The 20,979-nt window shown below is 68.1% G+C and carries 24 protein-coding genes; 12 read left to right on the forward strand and 12 right to left on the reverse strand.

The window, feature by feature from the left end; all coding sequences use genetic code 11:
• Positions 1-15 precede the first annotated feature (15 nt).
• Genes ACFYTS_RS18660 through ACFYTS_RS18675 form a run of 4 tightly spaced genes read left to right on the forward strand, consistent with a single transcriptional unit; the run spans position 16 to position 3,703 of the window.
• A complete protein-coding gene (locus ACFYTS_RS18660) occupies positions 16-453 on the forward strand; it encodes a DUF4267 domain-containing protein (protein WP_387305730.1) in 438 nt (145 codons plus the stop codon).
• A 7-nt stretch (positions 454-460) separates the two neighbouring features.
• Positions 461-913: a DUF2871 domain-containing protein gene (locus tag ACFYTS_RS18665; RefSeq protein ID WP_357276728.1), complete on the forward strand. Its 453-nt coding sequence runs from the start codon at positions 461-463 to the stop codon at positions 911-913.
• A complete protein-coding gene (locus ACFYTS_RS18670) occupies positions 910-2,370 on the forward strand; it encodes an amidase family protein (protein WP_387305733.1) in 1,461 nt (486 codons plus the stop codon). Before ACFYTS_RS18665 ends, ACFYTS_RS18670 begins: the two co-directional genes overlap by 4 nt.
• 25 nt (positions 2,371-2,395) lie before the next feature.
• The gene (locus ACFYTS_RS18675) at positions 2,396-3,703 is read left to right on the forward strand and encodes an FAD-binding oxidoreductase (RefSeq protein WP_387305736.1); all 1,308 of its coding nucleotides are present in this window, start codon (positions 2,396-2,398) and stop codon (positions 3,701-3,703) included.
• A 261-nt stretch (positions 3,704-3,964) separates the two neighbouring features.
• Here ACFYTS_RS18675 and ACFYTS_RS18680 read toward each other — a convergent pair whose 3' ends face one another.
• Positions 3,965-4,690, reverse strand: coding sequence for an SDR family oxidoreductase (locus ACFYTS_RS18680; RefSeq protein ID WP_387305739.1), 726 nt, complete (start codon positions 4,688-4,690; stop codon positions 3,965-3,967).
• 48 nt (positions 4,691-4,738) lie between these two features.
• Here ACFYTS_RS18680 and ACFYTS_RS18685 point away from each other — a divergent pair, with 48 nt between their 5' ends.
• On the forward strand, positions 4,739-5,635 hold the full coding sequence (locus ACFYTS_RS18685; RefSeq protein ID WP_387305742.1) for a LysR family transcriptional regulator: 897 nt from the start codon (positions 4,739-4,741) through the stop codon (positions 5,633-5,635).
• 27 nt (positions 5,636-5,662) lie between these two features.
• Here the strand turns inward: ACFYTS_RS18685 and ACFYTS_RS18690 are convergent, their stop codons facing one another.
• On the reverse strand, positions 5,663-6,103 hold the full coding sequence (locus ACFYTS_RS18690) for a nuclear transport factor 2 family protein (protein ID WP_387305744.1): 441 nt from the start codon (positions 6,101-6,103) through the stop codon (positions 5,663-5,665).
• Positions 6,104-6,120: 17 nt separating this feature from the next.
• Positions 6,121-6,990: a TIGR03619 family F420-dependent LLM class oxidoreductase gene (locus ACFYTS_RS18695; protein WP_387305895.1), complete on the reverse strand. Its 870-nt coding sequence runs from the start codon at positions 6,988-6,990 to the stop codon at positions 6,121-6,123.
• A 210-nt stretch (positions 6,991-7,200) separates the two neighbouring features.
• On the opposite strand from ACFYTS_RS18695, the gene ACFYTS_RS18700 reads away from it, so the two are divergent.
• The 5 genes from ACFYTS_RS18700 (at position 7,201) to ACFYTS_RS18720 (ending at position 10,070) form a co-directional block, all read left to right on the forward strand.
• On the forward strand, positions 7,201-7,848 hold the full coding sequence (locus tag ACFYTS_RS18700; protein ID WP_387305747.1) for an SDR family NAD(P)-dependent oxidoreductase: 648 nt from the start codon (positions 7,201-7,203) through the stop codon (positions 7,846-7,848).
• A 221-nt stretch (positions 7,849-8,069) separates the two neighbouring features.
• Positions 8,070-8,222 carry a hypothetical protein gene (locus ACFYTS_RS18705; protein ID WP_387305749.1) on the forward strand — a complete coding sequence of 51 codons (153 nt, stop codon included), beginning with the start codon at positions 8,070-8,072 and terminating at the stop codon, positions 8,220-8,222.
• 53 nt (positions 8,223-8,275) lie between these two features.
• Positions 8,276-8,698, forward strand: a complete 423-nt coding sequence (locus tag ACFYTS_RS18710) for an MFS transporter (protein ID WP_387305752.1) — start codon at positions 8,276-8,278, stop codon at positions 8,696-8,698.
• On the forward strand, positions 8,695-8,832 hold the full coding sequence (locus tag ACFYTS_RS18715; RefSeq protein WP_387305755.1) for a hypothetical protein: 138 nt from the start codon (positions 8,695-8,697) through the stop codon (positions 8,830-8,832). Before ACFYTS_RS18710 ends, ACFYTS_RS18715 begins: the two co-directional genes overlap by 4 nt.
• A gap of 65 nt (positions 8,833-8,897) precedes the next feature.
• Positions 8,898-10,070: a lipase family protein gene (locus ACFYTS_RS18720; RefSeq protein ID WP_387305758.1), complete on the forward strand. Its 1,173-nt coding sequence runs from the start codon at positions 8,898-8,900 to the stop codon at positions 10,068-10,070.
• Between the two features lie 59 nt (positions 10,071-10,129).
• On the opposite strand, the gene ACFYTS_RS18725 is transcribed toward ACFYTS_RS18720, so the two are convergent.
• Both ACFYTS_RS18725 and ACFYTS_RS18730 read right to left on the reverse strand, forming a co-directional pair.
• Positions 10,130-10,738: a helix-turn-helix domain-containing protein gene (locus tag ACFYTS_RS18725; RefSeq protein ID WP_357276694.1), complete on the reverse strand. Its 609-nt coding sequence runs from the start codon at positions 10,736-10,738 to the stop codon at positions 10,130-10,132.
• A gap of 152 nt (positions 10,739-10,890) precedes the next feature.
• Entirely contained in the window at positions 10,891-12,186 is a 1,296-nt protein-coding gene (locus tag ACFYTS_RS18730) for a glycoside hydrolase family 1 protein (RefSeq protein WP_387305762.1), read from the reverse strand.
• A 98-nt stretch (positions 12,187-12,284) separates the two neighbouring features.
• On the opposite strand from ACFYTS_RS18730, the gene ACFYTS_RS18735 reads away from it, so the two are divergent.
• Entirely contained in the window at positions 12,285-12,827 is a 543-nt protein-coding gene (locus ACFYTS_RS18735) for a hypothetical protein (RefSeq protein ID WP_387305765.1), read from the forward strand.
• A gap of 238 nt (positions 12,828-13,065) precedes the next feature.
• Here the strand turns inward: ACFYTS_RS18735 and ACFYTS_RS18740 are convergent, their stop codons facing one another.
• The 6 genes from ACFYTS_RS18740 to ACFYTS_RS18765 all read right to left on the reverse strand — a co-directional run bounded on the left by ACFYTS_RS18740 (position 13,066) and on the right by ACFYTS_RS18765 (position 19,109).
• Complete coding sequence (locus ACFYTS_RS18740) at positions 13,066-13,275, reverse strand: hypothetical protein (protein WP_357276684.1); 210 nt, start codon at positions 13,273-13,275, stop codon at positions 13,066-13,068.
• A 99-nt stretch (positions 13,276-13,374) separates the two neighbouring features.
• The gene (locus ACFYTS_RS18745) at positions 13,375-13,947 is read right to left on the reverse strand and encodes a dihydrofolate reductase family protein (RefSeq protein ID WP_357276682.1); all 573 of its coding nucleotides are present in this window, start codon (positions 13,945-13,947) and stop codon (positions 13,375-13,377) included.
• Positions 13,948-13,994: 47 nt separating this feature from the next.
• Positions 13,995-14,729, reverse strand: coding sequence for an SRPBCC domain-containing protein (locus ACFYTS_RS18750; protein WP_387305768.1), 735 nt, complete (start codon positions 14,727-14,729; stop codon positions 13,995-13,997).
• A gap of 2 nt (positions 14,730-14,731) precedes the next feature.
• Entirely contained in the window at positions 14,732-15,343 is a 612-nt protein-coding gene (locus ACFYTS_RS18755) for an ArsR/SmtB family transcription factor (protein ID WP_387305771.1), read from the reverse strand.
• A gap of 109 nt (positions 15,344-15,452) precedes the next feature.
• On the reverse strand, positions 15,453-16,403 hold the full coding sequence (locus tag ACFYTS_RS18760; protein ID WP_387305774.1) for a hypothetical protein: 951 nt from the start codon (positions 16,401-16,403) through the stop codon (positions 15,453-15,455).
• 243 nt (positions 16,404-16,646) lie between these two features.
• The gene (locus ACFYTS_RS18765; protein WP_387305776.1) at positions 16,647-19,109 is read right to left on the reverse strand and encodes a patatin-like protein; all 2,463 of its coding nucleotides are present in this window, start codon (positions 19,107-19,109) and stop codon (positions 16,647-16,649) included.
• A 170-nt stretch (positions 19,110-19,279) separates the two neighbouring features.
• Between ACFYTS_RS18765 and ACFYTS_RS18770 the strand changes: the two genes are divergently transcribed.
• On the forward strand, positions 19,280-19,672 hold the full coding sequence (locus ACFYTS_RS18770) for a nuclear transport factor 2 family protein (protein ID WP_387305779.1): 393 nt from the start codon (positions 19,280-19,282) through the stop codon (positions 19,670-19,672).
• Positions 19,673-19,688: 16 nt separating this feature from the next.
• Here ACFYTS_RS18770 and ACFYTS_RS18775 read toward each other — a convergent pair whose 3' ends face one another.
• Positions 19,689-20,918, reverse strand: a complete 1,230-nt coding sequence (locus tag ACFYTS_RS18775; protein ID WP_357276668.1) for a site-specific integrase — start codon at positions 20,916-20,918, stop codon at positions 19,689-19,691.
• Between the last annotated feature and the right edge of the window lie 61 nt (positions 20,919-20,979).

Here is a 20,979-nt window from a genome sequence, read left to right on the forward strand (position 1 = left end):
GATCCAGGAGTGCACATGTCCGTTCCCTCGAACACGGAACCCGTTGTTTCCGTGCGTGGTTCCCGCCGACTCGGCGGACGTCTCGGCACGGCGGGCGCCGTGCTGGGCGCCGGGTTCATCATGTCCGTGGGCGGCGGCTATCTGCTCGCCCCGCAACGGATGGCCGCGGGTTTCGGATTCACCGAACGCCCGCACGTCGAAGCCGACGGCTTTCTGAACGTCAAGGGCGTCCGCGATGTGGTCACCGGCTTGATTCCGCTCGCTCTGCTCGCGGCCGGGCAGCGCCGCGCGCTCGGCGTCACCGTGCTCACCCTCGCCCTCATTCCGACCGGCGACATGCTGACAATTCTGGCGCGCCGCGGCTCGACCGCGACCGCCCTGTCGGTGCACGGTCTCACCGCCGCGATGGTGGCCGCCAGCGGCGTACTGGTGCTGCGCCGCGAGAACCGGTGAGCGCTCGATGAAGACGCTGGTCAACACCGCCCACATCTACATGATCATCGGCGTGCTCTCGGGGCTGTACTACCGCGAGATCACCAAGATCGAACATTTCACGGGGCAGACGCAGCTCGGTGTCGTGCACACCCATGTGCTGGCCCTGGGGATGCTGTTCTTCCTCATCGTGCTGGCCGTGGAGAAGCACTTCACGCTCAGCGCCTGGAAGAACCTGTTCGCCTGGTTCTTCTGGCTGTACAACGCCGGCCTGGCTCTCACCGTCGCGGTCATGACGCTGCACGGAACCCTGACCGTGCTCGGCAAGAAGAGCAACGAGGCCATCGCGCTGGTCGCCGGTCTGGGCCACATCTTGCTGACCGCCGGGCTGATCGTCTTCTTCATCACCCTCGGAAAGGCCGTCGACGGCAGCCGAACCGTGCGCACCGCAGCGGCATTCGCCGAACAGGAGGCATCGTGAACTCCGGCGGGCACAACGCGCTGTGGACGCGGGACGCGGTCTCGCTCGCGGCGCTGATCGCCGCGGGCGCGGTCACCGCCGCCCAGGTCGTCGAGGCGCACCTCGAGCGCATCGCGCGGGTCGATTCCGAAATCAGCGCGCTCACTACGGTATTCGCCGAAACCGCGCGCGCGGAGGCCGCCGCGGCCGACCGTGGGGCCCCGACCGGGCCACTGCACGGGGTGCCGGTGACCGTCAAGAACAACCTCGACGTCGCGGGCAGCCCGACCACCTGGGGTGTAGCGGGGTTCGGGCAGGCCATCGCGACCGCGGACGCACCCGCGGTGGCCGCCCTGCGGCGAGCCGGGGCGATCGTCATCGGGCGAACCAATATGCCGGACTTCGCCACTCGCTGGCACACCGACAATGACGCGGCGGGCCAGACGGTGAATCCGTGGTACCCGACGCGCAGCCCGGGCGGTTCCAGTGGCGGTGACGCGGCCGCGGTGGCGACGGGCATGACGCCTCTGGGTCTGGGCACCGACTTCGGTGGTTCGCTGCGGGTGCCCGCCGCGTTCTGCGGGGTCGCCTCGCTGCGCACCACGCCCGGCCGGGTGGCGGTGGCGTCGAGCCTGCCCGGGCCCGCACCCGCGCCGACGAACCAATTGTTCGCGGCGCCTGGTCCCTTGGCGCGGACCGTGCGTGATCTCTCGATTGTGTTCGAGGTGCTGAGGGACAGTGCCGACTCGCGCGATCCGGGGTGGCTCCCGGTGCCGGACGCGCCGGACGCCACCCCGCCGGCGGTCGCCGTCACGCTCGGTGACGATATCGATCCGCAGGTGCGGGCCGCGGTGCTCGGCTGCGCCGATGCCCTCGAACGCGCGGGATATCCGGTGGCCGAACTGGATCCGCCGCACCTGGGGGACGTGGCGGCCGACTACGGTCGGCTGGTGTCCACCGAGGTGGTGGTGCAGCGCCGCGACGCCATGCGGCGTTTCGGCAGCGCCGGACTCAATACCTTCGTGGACGCCGCGATCAACCTGTTCCCGCCGCTGGACCTGGCGGGCTACATGACCGCGTTGGGTGAGCGCCTCACCCACCGCGCGGCCTGGTCCCAGTTCCTCGCGGAACATCCGATCGTGCTCGGCCCGGTCTCGACCGAACTGCCCTGGCCGGCCGACTACGACCTCGGCGGCACCGCACAGGTCGCGACCATGTACGCGGCGCACCGCCTCACGATCGCCGCGAACTACCTGGCCCTGCCCGCGGCGACGGTCCCGGCGGGCGTCTCGGTCGAAGGTCTTCCCATCGGGGTCCAGTTGATCACCGCCCCGTTCGCCGAGCGTCGCGCGCTCAGGGCCGCCGCCCATATCGAGGCGGCCTTCCCGATGCCCACACCCATCTCCCCGGCAACCGACCCGACCATGCGGTGTCCCGCCTCGAGCCGGGCTCCGGCCGGCGGCTCGGACGCCCTCTGACCATTTTTCGAACGAAGGAATCCTGATGTCACACAACACATTGCGATCCGCCGTGCGCGGACGTGTACTGCTGCCGGGCGACGCGGAGTTCGACATCGCGCGGACCCCGTGGAATCTGAACATCGACCAGCCCGTCGCGGCGGTCGTGGAGGTCGAGGACGCCGGCGATATGGCCGCCGTGGTCGAGTACGCCCGCGGCGCGGGCCTGTCGGTGACCGCACAGCCCAACGGCCACGGCGCTTCCGGCAATACCGCGGGCAGCATCCTGGTTCGCACCGGACGACTCGATCGGGTCGAGGTGGATCCGGTGCGGCGGCGTGCCCGTGTCGGCGCGGGAGCCAACTGGGGCCAGGTGCAGTCGGCGGCCGCGCCGTACGGTTTGACCGGACTCGCCGGAAGCTCCCCGGTGGTCAGCGTGGTCGGCTACACCCTCGGCGGCGGATTGTCGTGGTTCGGCCGCAAACACGGGTGGGCGGCCGACAGCGTCCGGGCCTTCGACATCGTCGACGCCGAAGGCCGTGCGGCCCGGGTCACCGCGGAGTCCGACCCGGAACTGTTCTGGGGATTGCGTGGCGGCGGAGGCGATTTCGCGCTGGTGACGGCAATGGAGTTCGACCTGTTCCCGGCTCCGGCCCTGTTCGGCGGACTGATCGCCTGGCCGGCCGCGCGGACCGATGCCGTCCGCGCCGCCTTCCGGGAGATCACCGACAACGCCCCGGCCGAGCTGACGGTCTGGCTCAACCGGTTGGAACTGCCGCAAGCTCCGCCGGTCATCGCCATCGCCGCCACTTACCTCGGCGAGCCGGCCCACGGACGCGAACTGCTGCGACCGCTGGACACGATCGATGGTGCCCTCGCGGACACGCGCCGGGAACTGTCCCCGGCCGAGCTGGGCACGATCGTCAACGAGCCCACCGCCCCCGGCCCCGGACTGCCGCGCACCGAGTTGCTGACCACACTGGACGAGACCGCCGCCGAGATCCTGTTCCACACACCGATCGATCCGCTGATGGGTATCCAGCTCCGGCAGTTGGGAGGTGCGCTCGCCGAGCCCACCGACGGCGCGGTCCCGTCGTTCGAGGAGCCTTACACACTGTCCCTGCAGGCCGTCGGCTCGGCCCCGGACATCGTCGCCGCGGTACAGGCCACCCAGAAGCGCATCGTCGCCGATCTGGGTGGGCGAGTCGGCGGTCGCAAACCGTTCACCGTTCTGTCCGCGGGCGGCAGCGCCACAGAGGTTTTCGACACGAACGCCTTGGACCGGCTGCGAAAGCTCAAGCACGCCCGCGACCCACACGGCGTATTCCGCGCCAATTTCCCGATCCTCCACTGACCCTGCGGTGTCGAACCCGCCGCGCTGTGCCCCGACGATCGTGAACCGCGGGGCACAGCGCGGCCACACCGACGACCGACCCGGCCACACCGACGACCGACCCGGCCGCCCGCGACTGCCCACGAGACGTTGCGCGGCTTGTGTGTGAGGTTGTCGACGTCGACTACGACCAACTCGGCCTGGGCGGACCGCTTCTCGGAGAACCCGATCACCTCGTCGCTGATCACTCGAGCGGGATGTGGTGAGGCACCGGTGTGCCTGTCACCAGGGCACGGCTCCGGCGTCGTCGATGAATTCGCCGGTCGGGCCGTCGTCGGGCAGGGTGGCGAGGTGAATCGCGACGGCCGCGCCCTGTTGTGGTGTGCGGACGCCGCTGAAGCCGTTGAGGTCGGTGGCGGTGAAACCGGGGCAGCCGCAGTTGATCAGGATGCCGGTGCCGCTCAGTTCCTTGGCGTATTGGATGGTGATGGCGTTGAGGAAGGACTTCGACGCCAAGTACGCAACGGGAACCGGGCCCATGTCGATGCTCGGTGTGGTTTGCAGGCTCAGCGAACCGACGCTGCTGGACATGTTCACGATTCGCGGCGAGGCCGAGGCGCGCAACATCGGCAGCATCGCGTTGGTCACCCGGACGACCCCGATGACGTTGGTTTCCACGACGATTCGCACGGTTGAGGGATCGACCGTGGTGGGCGTCTTCGGCATACCGCCGGTGATCGCGGCGTTGTTGATCAGGACGTCGAGCCCTCCTGCTTGCTCGGCGATCAACTCGGCCGCCGCGGCCACACTCGCGTCGTCGGTCACGTCCAGCGGCACGCCGAACGCATCGGTCCCCGCCGCGCACAGCTTCTCCACCGCGGTCTCGCGGCGTTGCCGATCACGCGCGCCCACACCGATTCGCCAGCCGAGGGCGCCCAGGCCCGCGGCGATCTCGTATCCGATTCCCTTGTTCGCGCCGGTCACCAGCGCAATCGTTCGTTCACTCACACCGCCGATCGTGCTGCCGACTCGGGTGCGGCGTCCAAGACCGATCGGGTGGGCGACGATACCTCACGGGTATTCGTCCTGGTGAGCGCCGGATACGATGACGTGGTGGAGACGCGGGAGATGCGCTATTTCGTCGCCGTCGCCGAGGAGTTGCACTTCGGGCGGGCGGCACAACGGCTCGCGATGGCGCAACCACCGCTGTCGCGGGCGATCCAGCAGCTGGAACGGCGGCTCGGAGTCGTTCTGCTGCACCGCGGTTCGCGCACGATCACATTGACCGAGGCCGGGTCGGTGCTGCTGCGGGAGGCCCGGCTCGCCCTCGAAACGGTCGAAGCCGCCGAGCGCCGCACCCGGCGCGCGGCGGCCGACCGGCCCGGTCTGGTGCTGGCCACCAAGGCGGGAGCGTCCAGAGAACTGCTGTCGAAGTTGCTGGACGCCTACGCCGCGGAACCCGGCGCGGTCGCGGTCGAGGTGATGCTGTGCGGGCCCCGCGAGCCGGAAAGACTGCTACGCAACGGGTGTGCCGACGTTGCCCTGCTGCACCGGCCCTACGACACGACAGCCGGACTCGACACCGAAGACCTGCACACCGAACAGCAGGTCGTGGTCCTGCCGGCGGGGCATCCCCTCGCCGTCCGACCCCACCTGTCGATGGCCGAGGTCAAGACCCTGACGGACCTGCCCCTGCCGCGCTGGCCTCGACCGGATGGGAGCTATCCGGACGGCCCCGGCCCGCAGGTTCGCGACCATACCCAGTTGACGCAACTGATCACGCTCGGACGGGCCTGCGCGCTCATGCCCGAGTCGCTGCGAGCCCAACTCCGCGACGATCACGCCATCGTGCCGGTGCCGGACGCACCGGCCGTCACGACCGTCATCGCCTGGCCGCCACACAGCAGATCCCGAGCCGTCGCCGACCTCGTCCGTACGGCGATACGCCTCTAGCCGATGCCATCCGCGCATGCCGCGCGCTCAGCGCCAGCGGTTCTCCAGCAGTTGCCAGGTGTCGCTGACCGATTCCATGGCTTCGTAGCTGCGGGTATAGCCGGTCTTGCTGATTCGCCAGGCGCCGTCGTCGCAGCGGCGGTATTCGTCGGAGTAGAAGGCGGCGCCGGAGATGATCTGGCGTTGCTCGGTGAAGATGACCTGATCGGTGAGATACCAGGTGCCGGTGGCGGTTTCGCCGTCGATGTCGATTTCCGGGTGATGGCAGTTGTGGACGGTGATGATCGCGGGGGTCAGGCTGTTGCGCATGTGACCGACCAGCGCGTCGCGATCGGAGAAGGAGAGGCGGTGACCGTATTCGGCGGTGACATCGGGGGTGAGGGTGTCGGCGAACTCGTCCCAGTTCTTCAGGTCCAGTGCCCGCAGGTAGCGGTACTTCAGCCGGCGAATCGATTCGACTGTATCCATGGTTTCTCCTCGGGATTTCAGAGTGCCGCGATGACCGCGGCGGCGTACTTTTCGATCTGTTCGATCCGCTGATCGAGGGTGCGTTCGTCGGGACCGCTCTCGTGAACCCCGCGGAACCCCACCACCACATCGGTGACCCCCGAATCCGCCAGGCGTCGAACCCCTTCGACCGTGAATGCCTCACGGGACGCCGCAAAGGTCCGGAACTCCTTCTCCGGAGCCAATTCTCGCCGCAGTTCACCCAGTCGACCGAGAATCCGGTCGAGCTCCTCGCTGCTCCCACCCGCGCTCATCCAGCCGTCGCCCCGCACCACCGACCGCCGCAACGCCGCCTCGCTGTGCCCACCGATCAGAATCGGCAACGGCCGCGCGGGAACCGGATTCATCTCGATCTCGGGAATGTCATAGAACTCCCCGTGGAATTGGAACGCCCCGCCCGCGCACAGCCCGCGAACGATATCGATGCACTCGTCGAGCCGCTTGCCCCGCTTCTCGAAGTCCACGCCCATCATCGTGAAGTCCTGCGGCCAGGGACTGATCCCAACGCCCAGTGACAACCGGCCTCCACTCAAAGCCGCGACCGATGCCGCCTGTTTGGCAACCAGAACAGGCGGCCGCACCGGCAACTTCAACACGAATGGAGTCACCTCCAGCCTGCTGGTTGCCGCGGTCACCGCGGCGGCCAACACCAACGGCTCGATGAACGGCTTCCCCCGCAAGAACTCCCGCGTCCCATCCTCGGTATACGGATACCGCGCGTCGGACTCCGTCGGATAGGCAAGGCTGTCCGCCAAACAGATGCCGGTGAACCCGGCCTCCTCGAGCGATCGCGCCAGCGGGAGCCAATGGGCAGGGTCGCCCGCAGCCTCAGCGAAGTGGAATCGCACGACGGCCATACCTCCTGGATGACATGTGACAGATGCCACCACCATCACCTGCCGCCCGAACTTCCTCACCGCGCAGTCTCGATCTCCGGGAAGGCGACCCTGCCGATGAGGCCCCTCGACGTGAGCGGGGTAACAGGTTAGGCTGACCGACTGATGAGTCAGTCGGCGTGTCTCGCCAATGAGGACAGGCCTGTTCGAGGAAGGACCCCCTTGTCTGAACCAGACCCTTTCACCGGCCGTACCGCCGTCGTCACCGGCGCGGCAGGAGGGATCGGCGCGGCCCTCGCGGCCGAGCTCGGCGCGCGGGGGATGTCGCTCGTGCTGGCGGATATCGATGAGATCGGGGTGCGCCGGACCGCCGCGGAGCTGTGCGCGCGGGGAGTTCGCGCGCTCGGTTACGGGGTGGACGTGTCGGACCCGGGATCGGTGGCGGAGCTGGCGGCGGCCAGTTACGAGGAGTTCGGGTCGGTCGAGTTGCTGTGCAACAACGCGGGAGTGCTGTTGTTCGGGGAGGTGGCCGACTCGACGATCGGCGACTGGCGGTGGCTGTCGTCGGTGAACGTCGAAGGCATGCTGAACTGCTTGCACGCCTTCCTGCCCCGGATGCGGCAGACCAGCGGGTGGCGGCATGTGATGAACACGGCCTCCACGCACGCCTTCCTGCCCGACACCGCCACCAGCGCGCTCTACAGCGCCACCAAGCACGCGGTCGTCGGCCTCACCCTCGGCTTGCGTTCCGAGCTGGCCGACGACGGGATCGGCGTCACCCTGCTGTGCCCGGGGCAGGCGGCGACCCGCATCCTCGACGCACAGCGCAACCGGCCGGACGGATTCGGCCGTCGAGCGCGGGAACCGTAACGACTGCTGACCTCCGTGCCGTTCGCCAGCGCCACCTCGGGATTGGGGTTCGCGGTATCGGGATACTTTCTCGCACTTCAGGTCCAGGCCGTGGACGCCGCCGCCAAGGTGGCCAATCTGGCCCTGGTGCAGGCGGCCGGGGCGGTGGCCGCCATGGTCGCCCAGCCGCTGATCGGCGTGCTGTCCGACCGCACCCGCACCCGGGCGGGCGGGCGCCCACCATGGATTCTGCTCGGCGCGCTGATCGGTTCGGTCGGGTTGATCACCGCGGGACAGGCGACCACAGCGGCAGCTACGGCGCGGTGTATCCGACCGCCGCCGTGGTCTCCACCCTCGGCGCGCTCGCCGTGCTGCCGATCAAGAGCGTCCGCTGAGACGCCGGGCACCAATCGACAACTCTCCACCGCAACTCCCGAACGGATCCGCCATGGCTTCCCACGCCTCCTTCGACGCCACAGAACCCGCCGCGCAGGTCGAACCGCCGGGCCCGCCGCGACCGGGCTGGACCTGGGGGTCGGCCCGCTCGTTGGCCGCCCTTGTCGCCGTTGTCGAGACGCTCGCGCTCAGCTATCCGCTGGCTCCGATGACCGAGCCCGCCATCGCGTCGCACTTCCGCACCACCGCCTCCGGGTGGGTCATGATGGCGTTCCTGATCGTCGGTGCGGCCACCGCGCCGGTGGCCGGGAAGCTGGCCGATCTGTACGGCAAGCGGCGAATCTTGTTGAGCTTCCTCGCCTTATCCGCGGCGGGTGCGCTGGCACGTTCGCGGGGATGGGCGGACTGCTGGGGACGCTCACCGCCGGAGGCGCGGCGGTCGTCGACGGCGTGTGGCGCTACCTGTCCACGGTGAACGCCGCGCCCGGCGAGAGCATGTACGCCCATCAGGGCGGCATCCTCGATCCCAACGGCACCGGAGTGCCGGACGCCGTGCTGCGCATGCCGCCCTCGCTCGGATCGGGCAGCAGCAGCGGATCCGGCAGCTGACCGACCAGCGACGGCCGGCCGGGGGCGAGCCGCCGATTCGACAATCAACCGAGAGAACCTATTTCATGATTTCGCGTCTAGCGGTGGCCTCCGTGCTGGCCGTCGCCGCGGCGGCCGCCGCCGGCCCGGTGTCCGCCCAACAACCCCCGGTCGTCACCGTTTCGGTGGTGCCCGATCAGGATCCGTTCTACGCCGCGCCATCCGATATCGGCTCGCTGGGCAACGGGCAGGTGGTGGCGGGACGGGAAATCCGCACCACGCTGCCGATTCCGGTGCGAGCCTGGCAGGTGTCCTACCGCACCAACGATTCGCACGGGAACGCGGAACTGGGCATCACCACGCTACTGGTGCCGACCGCGCCGTGGACCGGTCCCGGTTCCCGGCCGGCGGTCTCCGAGCAGATTCCCGAGGACGCCACCGGTACCCGGTGCGCGCCGTCCTATGGAATCGCCACGGGCACACTGCAATCCGGGGATCAGTTCGCGGCGATGCTGGCCGAGGGCTGGGCGGTGGCGGTACCCGACTTCGAAGGGCCGAAGTCGGCCTCCTTCACCGGCCCGCAATCCGGTCACGCCATCCTGGACGGGGTGCGGGCCGCCGGTGGATTCACTCCCGCGGGACTCGGTCCCGACACCCGCTGGGCGTTGGACGGATATTCCGGGGGAGCGGCGGCGACCGGCTGGGCCGCGGAGCTGCGACCCACCTACGCACCCGAGCTGGCTTTCGCCGGGGCTGCCATCGGCGGCGTGCCCGCGAGCCTGCCCGCGGTCATGAACAACGTCGAGGGCGGAGTGTTCTCCGGCTTCCTGGTCGGCGTGCTGGTGTGCTATCAGCGCGAGTTCCCCGAAGCCCGCATCGACGAGCTGCTCAACCTGCGGGGCCGGGCAGACATCGCGGCGGCCGCCGATCTGTGCGTGATCGAGCTGCTGATCCGCTACCCGTTCTGGCGGCTCGCCGCGGCCACCGCCGACGGGTACCACGACGACAGTCGGCTGACCGAAGCGCTGCAACGGAATTCGCTCGGCGGTAGCGCGCCGACCATGCCGATCCTCAACTATTCAGTCCGACTCCGACGAGGTGGTGCCCGTAGCGCAGGCGGACGACCTGGTCGCGGCCTGGCGGCGCGGGGGAGCGACGGTCGTCACCATCCGAGACCCTCAGGGCGAACACGGTCTGGAGGCGTCGCTGCGGCAGTCCACGGCCCAGCAGTTCCTCCGGGACCGGCTCACCGTCGGTGACCCGGTCGCCGATGCCGATCTGAATCGCCCCGTGGGACGGTAGAAAGCAGCTCACCGGCCTACTTCGCCAGATCCCGGCGCAGTAGGCCGGTGAGCATTCGGACCGCGGCCACCATGTCCAACGACTCGTCGCGCAGCCAGAGCTCGGTCAGGCCGGTGAGCGCGCCCACCAGCAGCAGCGCGGCGGCCTCGGCATCCACGTCGGAGCGGATCTCACCCGCGGCGGCGCTCTGCGCGATCACGCTCGCCAGGTTGTCGCGGTAGGTTCGGATCCGCTCATTCGACCACTCGTGCGCCACATCCGGCGCGTCAGCCGAGCCGAAGAGCGCAAGGTGACTCATCCGGGTCAATTCCCGATCCGCGCGATTGCGCTCGGCCAGATCCTCCACGATGTCGAGGGCTCGCATCACGGCCGGGCCCTCGTACTCCCGATCGACCTCGACCGCGTCGAACGCCTGCTGATCACGTTCGGCCAGCACCGCCGACAACAGCGCTTCCTTGCTGGAGAAGTGGTGCAGCACCCCGGACCGGGTGATGCCGGCCGCGGTGGCGACAGCCGCCAGCGACGTGCCCCGATAGCCGTTCTCGGCGAACAAGGTCATTGCCGCGGCGAGGATCTGGCCACGACGTGCCGCGCCCGACTGTTCGGCGTCGCGTGTTCGCGCCATTCATCCGACCTTTCACTCGCTGAACGGGTTTCGCTGGATCGCTCCGTCGTAGCCAGCCTACTGTCCAGTCATACTGCTCGACCGCCGGGGTTCGGCGCGACTCGCCCATGGATGTCGTTGGCGCGGACGGGCAATTGCCGCGCCGGGTCGGGTCAGCGAATGGGACGCAGGCAACTTTCCAGGGCATCGACCAGCGAGCAGAGGGTTTGCGGATACACCGGCCGGTAGCCGGTGGGGACACCGTCGTTCGCGATGATCGACCGGTAGGTGTCGACGGCTTTGGTGGGCACCCGTTCGAGGCCGGGATCGGTGCGCACGTCGACGGTATAGAGTCCGAAACGTGGCTCGTAGCTGCCCCATTCATAGTTGTCGGTGAGGCTCCAGTAGTTGTAGCCGATGACATTCATCCCGTCCTGCACGGCGCGCTGCACCCAGTAGACGACGTCGGACAGGTGATCGGAGCGCTCGTAATCCGGACGAAGCTCACCGTTGTCGGTCGGCATTCCGTTCTCGACGACATACAGTGGCCGGGCCGGGTAGCGCTCGGCGTAATGCCGCAACGCGTAATAGATGCCATCGGGAGCTGGGTTGGCCTTCCAGGGCTCGGCGAAGGCGTTGAAGAAGCTGAAATCCGTCGGGGACATCGAGTTGTAATAGTCGAGCCCGATGAAGTCGAGTTCATCGGCGACCCGGTCGAGGAAGGTGGTGTCGACAGCGGTCTCACCGAGGGGGAAGTAGGCGACATTGGACGAGACCTGCGCGTCCGGCTGTACCGAGTGGATGTAGTCGTAGATGGTGCGGTGGGCCCGCGCCCAGCGATCGAGCGCTCCGGGTAGATCGGCCGGGGCGAGCCCGCCAACCTGCAATTCCTGGAACGCGTACGCCGAAGGTTCGTTGAACGTGATCCAGATCGGATCGAACCGGGCGTAGCGGTCCACGACCTGCCGGGCGTTGGCCAGCCAATCGGTCAGCATGTCCTCGTGCCGCCAGCCGCCGCGGTCGAACTCCCAGCCGGGATAGACCCAGTGGTCCAAGGTGATCATCGGCCGCAGGCCGGCGGCTCGGATCGTGGCCACGACATCGTCGTAGAACGCCCATGCCGCCGGATCGTATTGTCCGGGAGCGGGTTCCAGGCGCGCCCACTCCACCCCGAAGCGGAACACCCCGACGCCCAGATCGCGAGCGCGCGCGATGTCCTCGCGGTAGCGGTGCAGGAAGTCGGCCGAGGTTCCGACGGGATCGTGGGTCTTGCCCGACGCGGCATAGCGCGACCAGTTGCTGTCCGGTGAATATCCCTCGGACTGGAACCCGGAACCCGCTACACCCCACAGGAATCCCGCTGGCAGTCTCCCTTCGCGCTGGTCGCCGCCGGGCTCGGCGGTCGCGGACGTGATCGACAGCATCGTGAGCCCCATGGCGACCGCGGCGATTCCGATCTTCCGGCGCATGTTGTCCTCCTTCGTCGGCGGCCGCTCACGGTGAGCGGCGGGAGCGAGAATTCCGACGAATATATAACACACTGACTGTTCAGTCGGTACGCTCCGGCGTGGCGTCCGCCGACCAGAACGCCAGCACGAACCTGGAGGAGAGCACGTTGATGATTCCCGCCACCGCTCGCATCGCGATCGCCGTCGTCACGGTGATGACCGCACTGGGGGTGTCCGCCTGCGGCGGCAAGGACGAAGCCGCGCCAGCTCCGGCGACCCCCTCGAAAGTTGCCGCCGCCCAGGGGAACTACCCGCCGGTCCCCACGACGACGGAGCTGAATTCCGAGCTGCACAAGCTCATGGATCCCACCGTCCCCAACGGGCAGAAGCTGGACCTGGTCCAGGGCATCCAGGCTGATCCGATACTGCCGCAACGCCTGGCCGACGCCTTCAAGCAGAGCAATGTCACCATCACTGTCACCGAGGTGATCGACTCGGGCAACGGCTCGGTCATGGCCGAGGCTCAGGTGTCGATCGACGGTGGAGCGCCGAACCCGGTCGTGGTGCCGGTCGTCGCCAAGGACGGCAAGTGGAAGGTCCAGAAGGACTGGACCTGCACCACGCTGTCGCTGGTGAATCAAACATCCCCGGCTTGCAGCTGATCGCGCCTCAACACTGGCCGCCGGACTGCGCGAACAGATCTACCGCCGCTCCTCGGCCCTCAATACCCGGGCCCTGCGTATCGAGCCCGCCGCCCCGGATGCCCCGACCGGCGTCCAGGCGTGTGCCGCGATGATTCTGGACGACTCGCTGGCGCCCGCCGCCATCAACGCACGGCTCGCATGCTGACCGGCTACACGATTCGGCACTCGTACCACCCGATGGTCAGGCAGTAGCCGGTCAGACGAGTTCAACTTCGTCGAAGCGGACGGTGAAGGTGTGTCGGCGTTCGCGAAGCACACCGCCCTCGCGGTGGACGATGCCTTCGGCGAAGTCGATGCGGAGTTCTTCGCGGTGGGGGTAGACGGTGCGGACTACGCCGCAGATTCCGGAGAAGGGTCCGGATGGGAAGTAGACGACGTCACCCGGTCCGTAATCAATTGAGCCCACGGGGTCAGCGTAGTCGCGGATGATCACCAGTACCGGCAGGAACATTCTGGCCCGGCGGATTCGATCCGCCGGGCCAGAATTCGGAGCAGCCGGGAACGGTCAGCGCACGACGTCGAAGACGTTCTTCTGGATGCCGTTGGCGTAGGTCTCGGACTCGACCAGCTTCAGCTTCTGGACATCCTTGTCGGTGTCGGAGAACAGTCGCTTGCCCGCGCCCAGCAGCAGCGGGAAGACGAGCAGGTGGTAGCGATCGATGAGGCCCGCGTCGGACAGGCCGCGGTTGAGGGTGGCGCTGCCGTGGACGATGATCGGGCCGCCCTCGGTCTCCTTGAGCTTGGCGACCTCGTCGAGGGAACGCAGGATGGTGGTCTCGCCCCAGTTGGACACCAGGTTGTCCTCTTTCAGGGTGGTGGAGACGACGTACTTCGGCATCACCTTGTAGCCGGCGAAGTCCTCCATGTCCGGCCACACGGGGCTGAACGCCTCATAGCTGGTGCGGCCCAGCAGGATCGCCGCCGACTCGTCCTGCTCGCGGCCCTTGATCTCGTAGGCCTCGGGAACGAAGTCGATGTCCTTGAAGGTCCATCCGGAGTTCCGGTAGCCGGGTTCGCCGCCGGGGCCTTCCACGACACCGTCGAGGGACACGAAGGCGGTGCTGATCAGGGTGCGCATGCTGTTCTCCTTGATATCTGGGGTGCGGGGTGGTGATCGAGTCGGGTTCAGCTCACCAGGGCGGTGAGCCAGTGCTGCCAAGCGGTTTCGGCGCCGTCGGTGTCGGGTCCGAACAGGTGGTGGAACATCAGGGCCAGACCGGTGGGGGCCTGGTGGAAGGTGTAGAGGCCGTCGGCGGTCCGGATCTCGAACCGTTCGTCGTCGGCCCACACCACCTCACCATCGATCGGCGGCAGGCCGGCGGGGGAGGCGTGCACCTGGGCGCCCGCGACGAGCGGCGTCGGCAGGGGCAACGCCGCGATGAGCGCGTCCCGCACCGCGCGGCCGGAAGAGCCTGTCGCGACACCGAATACGGGCACCGCGATTCGCCCCGGGAAGTAGCGGAGGTATTCGCGCAACGTATTGAGGTGGAACGGCCAGCCCCGGCGCAGCGCGTCGTATTCGTCCTGCCAGTCGTCGCCCAGCACGCCGCTGTGCACGACCCGCAGCACGGTGCTGCCGCCCTCGCGCCCTTCGATCAGATACTCGAAGGCCATGAACCGCCCGTCCTCGTCGGTCCCGGTGCGGGTCGCGAGCCGCTTACCCGGTTCGTAGGCGGTGATCACGGCTTCCTCCCGCTGGCCGCCGGTCTCCATGGCCGACATCCCGCCCTCGCGCGCCTCGATCTCATTGCGCCCCATGAACCAGGAGTCGACCCCCGGCCCGGTCGCGATCGCGTCCCACACCTGCTCCGGGGTGGCGGGCAGGTGCTCCTCCAGTTCGATCTCGAACGGATGTCCCATGGTCAGTTCCCCTGTCCTGCTGCGGTTTCGGTGGCGGCGTCGGGAATCTGATGCATCCCGACCACCACCCGGTGAATGCGGCCCGCCGATGCGGACTCGTCGTGATAGCGGCTCACCAGCGAGGTGACCGCATCGGCCAGTTCCTCGGCGAACGCGGCTCGGTCGGCGGCGGAGGCGAACCGCACCTGCGCGTCGATCCCGAACGTCGCGACCCGCCGCTGTGCCCGCGCGGCCCCGCTCAGCAGCGTCCCGACCTCCTGCACGAGCCGCGACCCCAGCGCCAGCAGCCACCGCGCCGACAGCTGATCGGGCGACCGCGCCGGATCGGGACTGACCGCCCCCATCGCACTGGGCGAAATCACGTAAGACGCTGCGGTAGCGCGATACACGCGCTCGGTGACGTTCCCCTTGCGACGTTCCTCCACCAACTCCACCAGCCCGTGCCGGGCCAGCTCCTTGAGGTGGTAGTTGATCTTCTGCCGCGGCAGCCCCAGCCGTCCGGCCAGCATGGCCGCCGACCCGGGTTCGGCGAGCGCGGCGAGGATCCGAGACCGGATCGGGTCCAGGGACGCCTCTGCCGCCGCGGGTTCTTCGATCACTGCGACGTCGAGCATGGCTCAACCTTCCCACCGACAAATATTTTTGTCAAGACAACCTATGTTGTCGGTGCGTGGGTTGCGCCGTCGTGGCCGAGCGGCCCGCCGAACCAGGGGCCAGACCTGTTCAGGCCGCCTTCCTGGTGCCCGGCAGGGGCTGGACATAGCCCGCCCCGGCATCGGACTGGTCGGGGCGGCCGAGCCGAATGAGGGCGTGCGGATAGGCGCACTCGTGCAGCAGTGCGCTGCGCAGGCCTTCCCGCACTGCCGGAACCTTCATGGTCTGGGTCAGCAGCGAGCTGGCCAGACCGTTGCGGGCGGCGGTCAGCAGGATGGAGCTGGCGGCCACACCGGCGTTGAGATGGCCGAGTCGATCGTCGGTGGGCGTGCAGAGGATGAGCAGTTCGGCCGAGTCCGGGTCATTTTCGTCGTAGGGGCTGCCGGTGGCCGGGATCGGCTCGATCGCGGACCGGTTCGAACTCCAGCTCGGCGGTGCGGGCCTGGCCGCGAGGTCACGCTGGTCGATTCGTCCCGCGACACCGGTCAGGAATTCGCCGTAGTCGCCGTCGCGGTCGGCGGCCGCGCGATACACGGTCGACAGACTACGCCGCAGCTGATCCGGGACATGCCGTGCCGCCGCCCGGGTCCCGGCGGTGCTGCCGCTGATCGAGCGGATCATGGTGGCCGGCATATCCCAGGGCCGGAAACGGTTGTGCTGGAATTGCCGCTGAAAGATCGCACCCGCCAGACCGATCTGATCGCCGGTGGCCGTGCTCGGCGCGAAATGGAGCACCGCAAGATGATTCGGATCGCGCGGGTCGGGTAGCGGTACGGTCACCACGGCCCAGCCGAAGGCGGTCAGCGCGGTCCGCAGGTGATGCAGGGCGGCGCCGTTGCCGATCATTCGAGCCCGCTCCACTGCCGGATCCGCGATCAGCGGCACGTGCGGCTCGTCCATGCGGATATGCAGGGCCGCGCCGTCGAGCCACCACATCCACGGCAGCGTGCCATTGGCGAGGGGCGCTTCCCGTGCCATTTCCAGCGCGGCACGAATTGTTTCCTCCGACGGTGCGGACATCAGACGCATGACTGTGGATTCCTGTTGCTTTTTTGGCCGTTGGCGGATCTTTCACACCACGGCGGCGGAAGGCAGCGGCCCCGGACCGCGATCCAGAACCCAGATAATCTGAAATGAATCTTCGTCATATAGGAAAGCAGTCGATCGGGTGGACAGTCCACCCGCGGTGACTCCACTCACCATGAATACGGCTGTTTTCTCGGCCAATGTGATGCACTTCATAGCGCCCGGAAAGGGTTGGATTCAGCGGTTATAACCAATATCTGAGGCTTCGAGCGCGGCAATCTGCGCGCGCAAGGATTCCATTAATTTCGAAGGGATGCGCCGTAGATCGGCCTCGGTCGCGAGCACCGCCGACAGCGCCCGGGGAAGGAGGGTCCGTCCCACGTCGCCGTCGTTCTGGAATGTCTCGTCGAGCGTCCGCAAAATCAACTCGACCGCGTCCAGCCGCCCCCACAGGTAATCGTTCTCTCGGTCGGGTGCGTGGGCGAACGCGCCGAAGTGGTGCAGGGCAACGCCTTTGAGCTTGCGCTGCCCGAGTGGTGTCAGCGCGGTCGCGCGCAAGGGACTGAATTGCACCACCGGAATAGGGGTGAATTGCGGGAGCTCCGACAGCGAGATCGTGGGGAACAACAGCCCGTCCCAGAGGCCGAATCCCAAGTAGCGACTGGCCAGGAGAATCCGGTCGCGCTTGTTCCACGGCGATGTCGTTCGTGCGAACGCCTCCCAGAGCGTCTGCCCGTCGCTTCCGATGAGCCCCCGGATCACGGCGCGATACTCCGTGAACAGCCGGTCGAAATTCTTCGTCGCGCGGCTCGCGAAATCCTCCGGCGTCCCGAACCGCACCCCCTGGAAGTCCCCGGCCTGCAGGCGAACCGGGTCCAGGAAGTCGAGTACGTGCTGTTCGGACAGCGCCTGGATCGCCGTGCGCGGCGCCTGGGATATCGTCTCGAGCTGCGCCCAGGCCTGGCGTTTGAGGTTGTTGACGTCCGCGCGTGGCGGCCCGTCCCCGACGGTGTAGAGCCGATTGAGTCCGGCCACGATGAACAGCATCCGGCGCTGCCGGTAGGGGGCGTCCATGTCTTTCAGCAGCGGCGAGAGTTCGCTGGAATCCGATGCGGTCCAGCAGGGTTGGCTGCGCAGCCAGGAAGCGATAGCGCACCGGATGAAGACCGCGGTCCCCGATTCGCCGGGCAAGGCGAAATGCGCCACGATCGCATCGGCCAGGCACCGGGCGGCCGCGTCGGCCTTGAGCCGCTGATAGGTGTTCCAGGTCGACCCGAGTGCCGTCACCGCATCCGCGTACAGGCGGTCCGACAGCTTTTGGAAGTCTGCCTGATCCAGGAGGAAGTCCAGCGGCGGCATGGACTCGATCGCCGCGCACAAGCCCTGCGAGCCGGGCTGCGGCGCGGATCGCTGGATGCCGGGGAGCGTGGCGAGAGCACTGGCGACGTGGTCGAGGACCTCGGCCTCCTGCTGCATGGAGATGGCGCCCACTTCGGCGATCTTCTCGTTCAGGTCGCGCAACCGGAGGAGGTCCGGGATCAATGACCGACTACCGCGGATGCCGATGAGCACCTTGCGGACATCGGCTGCCCACCGGCGCTTCGAGGATTTGCCCGCGTTGGTGTCGGCGGCCGCGGCCGAGAGGCCGCACGCGGGATCCGGTTCGATATAGACGAGCCGGCGATACACCTGGGTCGCCGCCCGTCTGCGTCCGATCGCCTCGATGACCAGGTCGAAGGGCGCGTTGTCCAGCACTCCGCCATCGACGAACCAGGCGGTGCCCGCGTCCCGCCCGATCTCCTGATAGCTGTACCGGAATCGATCGGTATCGACCCGCGTATCGCGCGGGAACCCGGCCTCGGCCGGGAAGGTTGTGGGATTGACCGGTTCGAAAGCACCGGGGAACGCGGAGGTCGCCCGCGCGGCGAAGGACAGTGTCGGGGTGGCGTGCGGACCGAAGGCCGCCGGATCGTCGTCGTCGCGCAGGAACTGGAGTACCTGCGCGTGCTGCCGGTCACGCTGCCCGACCCCGCCGCCGCTCGACGCGACCGCCACATCGAAACCGTTCAGATCCGTCGTGGTCACGAACAGCGACAGCTCACCCTCCCGCGGAATCAACGTCGCGGGCACGGGACCCGCCGTGGTCGCGGACCACGGGACCGTTCCTCGATCGTCCATGCTCGACAGGGCGCCGTACAGCAGGCGCGACATGAGATCACCCCGGAGGACGGAGCGCCCGGTCCAGAACGTCCCGAGCTTGACCGCGAAGGCCAGCGCGAAGCGCAGCGGCAGCGTGCCGATCCGCCGGCCCCGCAGCAGCAGGTGGAGATCGGCTTGGTCGATCCACAACTGCTTCAGCTGTCCCTGATCGGCATTCTGGGCGATCGCCTTGGCCAGCACGACACCGTTGATGCCCCCGGCGGAGGTGCCCGCGATGATGTCGATGCCGACCGACAGCGGCCGCCCTCGCGCATTCATCCGCGAAAGAGCGTCGAAATAGACGCTTTCCGTATCGACCGGCTTGCCGTCGGCGTCGACGAAGGGATTCACGTTCTCCGCCTCGGTACCGAACCGCTCATCGAAAGCGCGGGAGGCGCGGACGAGTTTGTGTAATTCCTTAGTTATGCCATGCATATAAATGGCGAGAGATACGCCCCCATAGCAGACGAGCGCGATTCGCAGTTCGGCGTTCTGAGACATCGGGCCCCCTTGGAGAGACACCACACGGCGATTCCATCAGACTAAGCCACCGCTACCGCCGCGACCTGCGTATTGAGCTACTCGATAGCTGGCGGAGCACCCCTTGACCCGGTCACCCGCCTTCCGGGAACATGCAGTCATCCTGTTTGTATCTCAGAAGGATTCTTCTCATGTCCGATACCAAGGATCTCTTCGAGCGCTATCACGCCTGCTGGGCCGCGCACGACCCCGACCGCATCGCCGAATTGCACACGCCCGACGCCATTTTCCACTTGCACTCCGGTCGCGAACCCGCACGCGGGCGCGACGCGATCCGCGCCGCCGCCGCCGAGAACTTCGCTCTCGTCCCGGACCTGACCTTCACGATGGTGAATCTGCGTGTGGGCGAGGACTTCTGGGTCGTCCAATGGGTCCTGACCGGTACCTCCATCACCGGCGCCGCCGTGCACGTCGATATCGCGGACCTGGTGCTAATCGACGGCGGACTGGTACGCGAGAAGCACACCTACGTCGACGGCGTGGCGATGCAGGCCGCACTGTCCGTGCCCGCCGAGATCGCCTGACCGGAGGTATCGCGCCCTAGAGACCCAGCTTGGTTACGGCATTGTCCTCCAGGGGGTTCGCCGTCCGAATGTAGCCGTGCACCGTACGCGGATTGGACCAGCGGCCCTGGCGCATGATCTCGCGGTCGCTGGCGCCGCCCAGGGCGGCCTGGGTGGCGAAGCCGGCGCGCAGCGAGTGGCCGGAGAAGAGCACGGGATCGAGACCGGCGCGGGCCGCGTAGCGCTTGACCAGTTCTGCGACCGCCCGGCCGGACATGGCGGTTGCCGCGAGCCCGCCGTGGCGTGAGATCGAGGGAAACAGTGGCAGATCCGGGTCGGTGAGCGTGGTGCCGGTGAAGCCGTGGCAGCGGTGCAGACGCGGGTCGGGGGCGGGGCCGGCGTCGATCCAGGTGCGGAGGTCGCCGTCGGCGTGCGCTTCGCGCAGCCGGGTCCAGTCGGCATAGGCGCATACCGGGCAGGTGTGCGGGCGTTGACCGCGGGGGAGGGCCACCCGCTGCTCGTTCACGCCGGTGGCGTCGGTCTTGGTGGCGGGCAATTGAATCAGCAGCAGCGGCTCGCCGGTGGTGTGGTCGGTGGCCACACTGACATCGGTGACCCGCAGGGCGGCGATCTCGCTGCGTCGCAGCGCTCCCGCGAAGCCGACCAGCAGCAGCAGTGTGTCGCGGCGGCGCGCTGGTTCGGTGGGCCACCCGGCGGGCGGAAGTTCGCCCAGCAGTTGGTCGAGGGTGTGCAGCAGGACCGGCCGTTTGCGTTTCGGGCGGCTGCGGCGGGTGCGGCGCATACCGCGCAGCGTCAGCCGCACCACGTCCGAGCGGGTCGGCGAGGGCAGTCCATTGGCAGCGTGGACCGCGGCGATCGCGGCGGCCTTGCGTTCCAAAGTGGCCGCGCTGAACGCCCATTCGCCGTTCTCCCGACGCGCGTCGGCCGCGGCGGCCAGATAGACCGCGACGTCCAGGGCGTCCGCGGGCAGCGCCTGCCGAGATTCGGCCGAGCACCACGCCGCCCAAGCGATCCAATCGGTCCGGTAGGCGCGCAGCGTGTTCGCCGACTGCGACGCTTCGAGATAGCGGCGCAACGATTCCGCCTGGACCTCGTCGAACCGGTCTCGCACCAGCCGCAAGGCCGCCGCGTCGACCAGCACGCTGCGCACCCCGCGCCGCAGTTCGCCGCGCACCTCGTCGGGTACCGCGATCACCGCGGACTGATCCCCGGGCGGGCGTTCGCTGATCTCGGTCGGTTCCGGCATGTCTCGACCCTAGATCGAGCGGGCGTTCCCGTTGCGGCAGACCCCGTTTCGCGTGTCCGGC

Source organism: Nocardia sp. NPDC004151, assembly GCF_042874235.1.
Lineage (GTDB): Bacteria > Actinomycetota > Actinomycetes > Mycobacteriales > Mycobacteriaceae > Nocardia.

Excerpts from the sequence above, each read along its gene's own strand:
- ACFYTS_RS18660 (WP_387305730.1), top strand. The coding sequence starts at position 16 with ATGTCCGTTCCCTCGAACACGGAACCCGTTGTTTCCGTGCGTGGTTCC.
- ACFYTS_RS18665 (WP_357276728.1), top strand. The coding sequence starts at position 461 with ATGAAGACGCTGGTCAACACCGCCCACATCTACATGATCATCGGCGTG.
- ACFYTS_RS18675 (WP_387305736.1), top strand. The coding sequence starts at position 2,396 with ATGTCACACAACACATTGCGATCCGCCGTGCGCGGACGTGTACTGCTG.
- ACFYTS_RS18690 (WP_387305744.1), bottom strand. The coding sequence starts at position 6,103 with ATGGATACAGTCGAATCGATTCGCCGGCTGAAGTACCGCTACCTGCGG.
- ACFYTS_RS18705 (WP_387305749.1), top strand. The coding sequence starts at position 8,070 with ATGGATTCTGCTCGGCGCGCTGATCGGTTCGGTCGGGTTGATCACCGC.
- ACFYTS_RS18710 (WP_387305752.1), top strand. The coding sequence starts at position 8,276 with ATGGCTTCCCACGCCTCCTTCGACGCCACAGAACCCGCCGCGCAGGTC.
- ACFYTS_RS18720 (WP_387305758.1), top strand. The coding sequence starts at position 8,898 with ATGATTTCGCGTCTAGCGGTGGCCTCCGTGCTGGCCGTCGCCGCGGCG.
- ACFYTS_RS18725 (WP_357276694.1), bottom strand. The coding sequence starts at position 10,738 with ATGGCGCGAACACGCGACGCCGAACAGTCGGGCGCGGCACGTCGTGGC.
- ACFYTS_RS18730 (WP_387305762.1), bottom strand. The coding sequence starts at position 12,186 with ATGCGCCGGAAGATCGGAATCGCCGCGGTCGCCATGGGGCTCACGATG.
- ACFYTS_RS18745 (WP_357276682.1), bottom strand. The coding sequence starts at position 13,947 with ATGCGCACCCTGATCAGCACCGCCTTCGTGTCCCTCGACGGTGTCGTG.
- ACFYTS_RS18750 (WP_387305768.1), bottom strand. The coding sequence starts at position 14,729 with ATGGGACATCCGTTCGAGATCGAACTGGAGGAGCACCTGCCCGCCACC.
- ACFYTS_RS18755 (WP_387305771.1), bottom strand. The coding sequence starts at position 15,343 with ATGCTCGACGTCGCAGTGATCGAAGAACCCGCGGCGGCAGAGGCGTCC.
- ACFYTS_RS18760 (WP_387305774.1), bottom strand. The coding sequence starts at position 16,403 with ATGTCCGCACCGTCGGAGGAAACAATTCGTGCCGCGCTGGAAATGGCA.
- ACFYTS_RS18765 (WP_387305776.1), bottom strand. The coding sequence starts at position 19,109 with ATGTCTCAGAACGCCGAACTGCGAATCGCGCTCGTCTGCTATGGGGGC.
- ACFYTS_RS18770 (WP_387305779.1), top strand. The coding sequence starts at position 19,280 with ATGTCCGATACCAAGGATCTCTTCGAGCGCTATCACGCCTGCTGGGCC.
- ACFYTS_RS18775 (WP_357276668.1), bottom strand. The coding sequence starts at position 20,918 with ATGCCGGAACCGACCGAGATCAGCGAACGCCCGCCCGGGGATCAGTCC.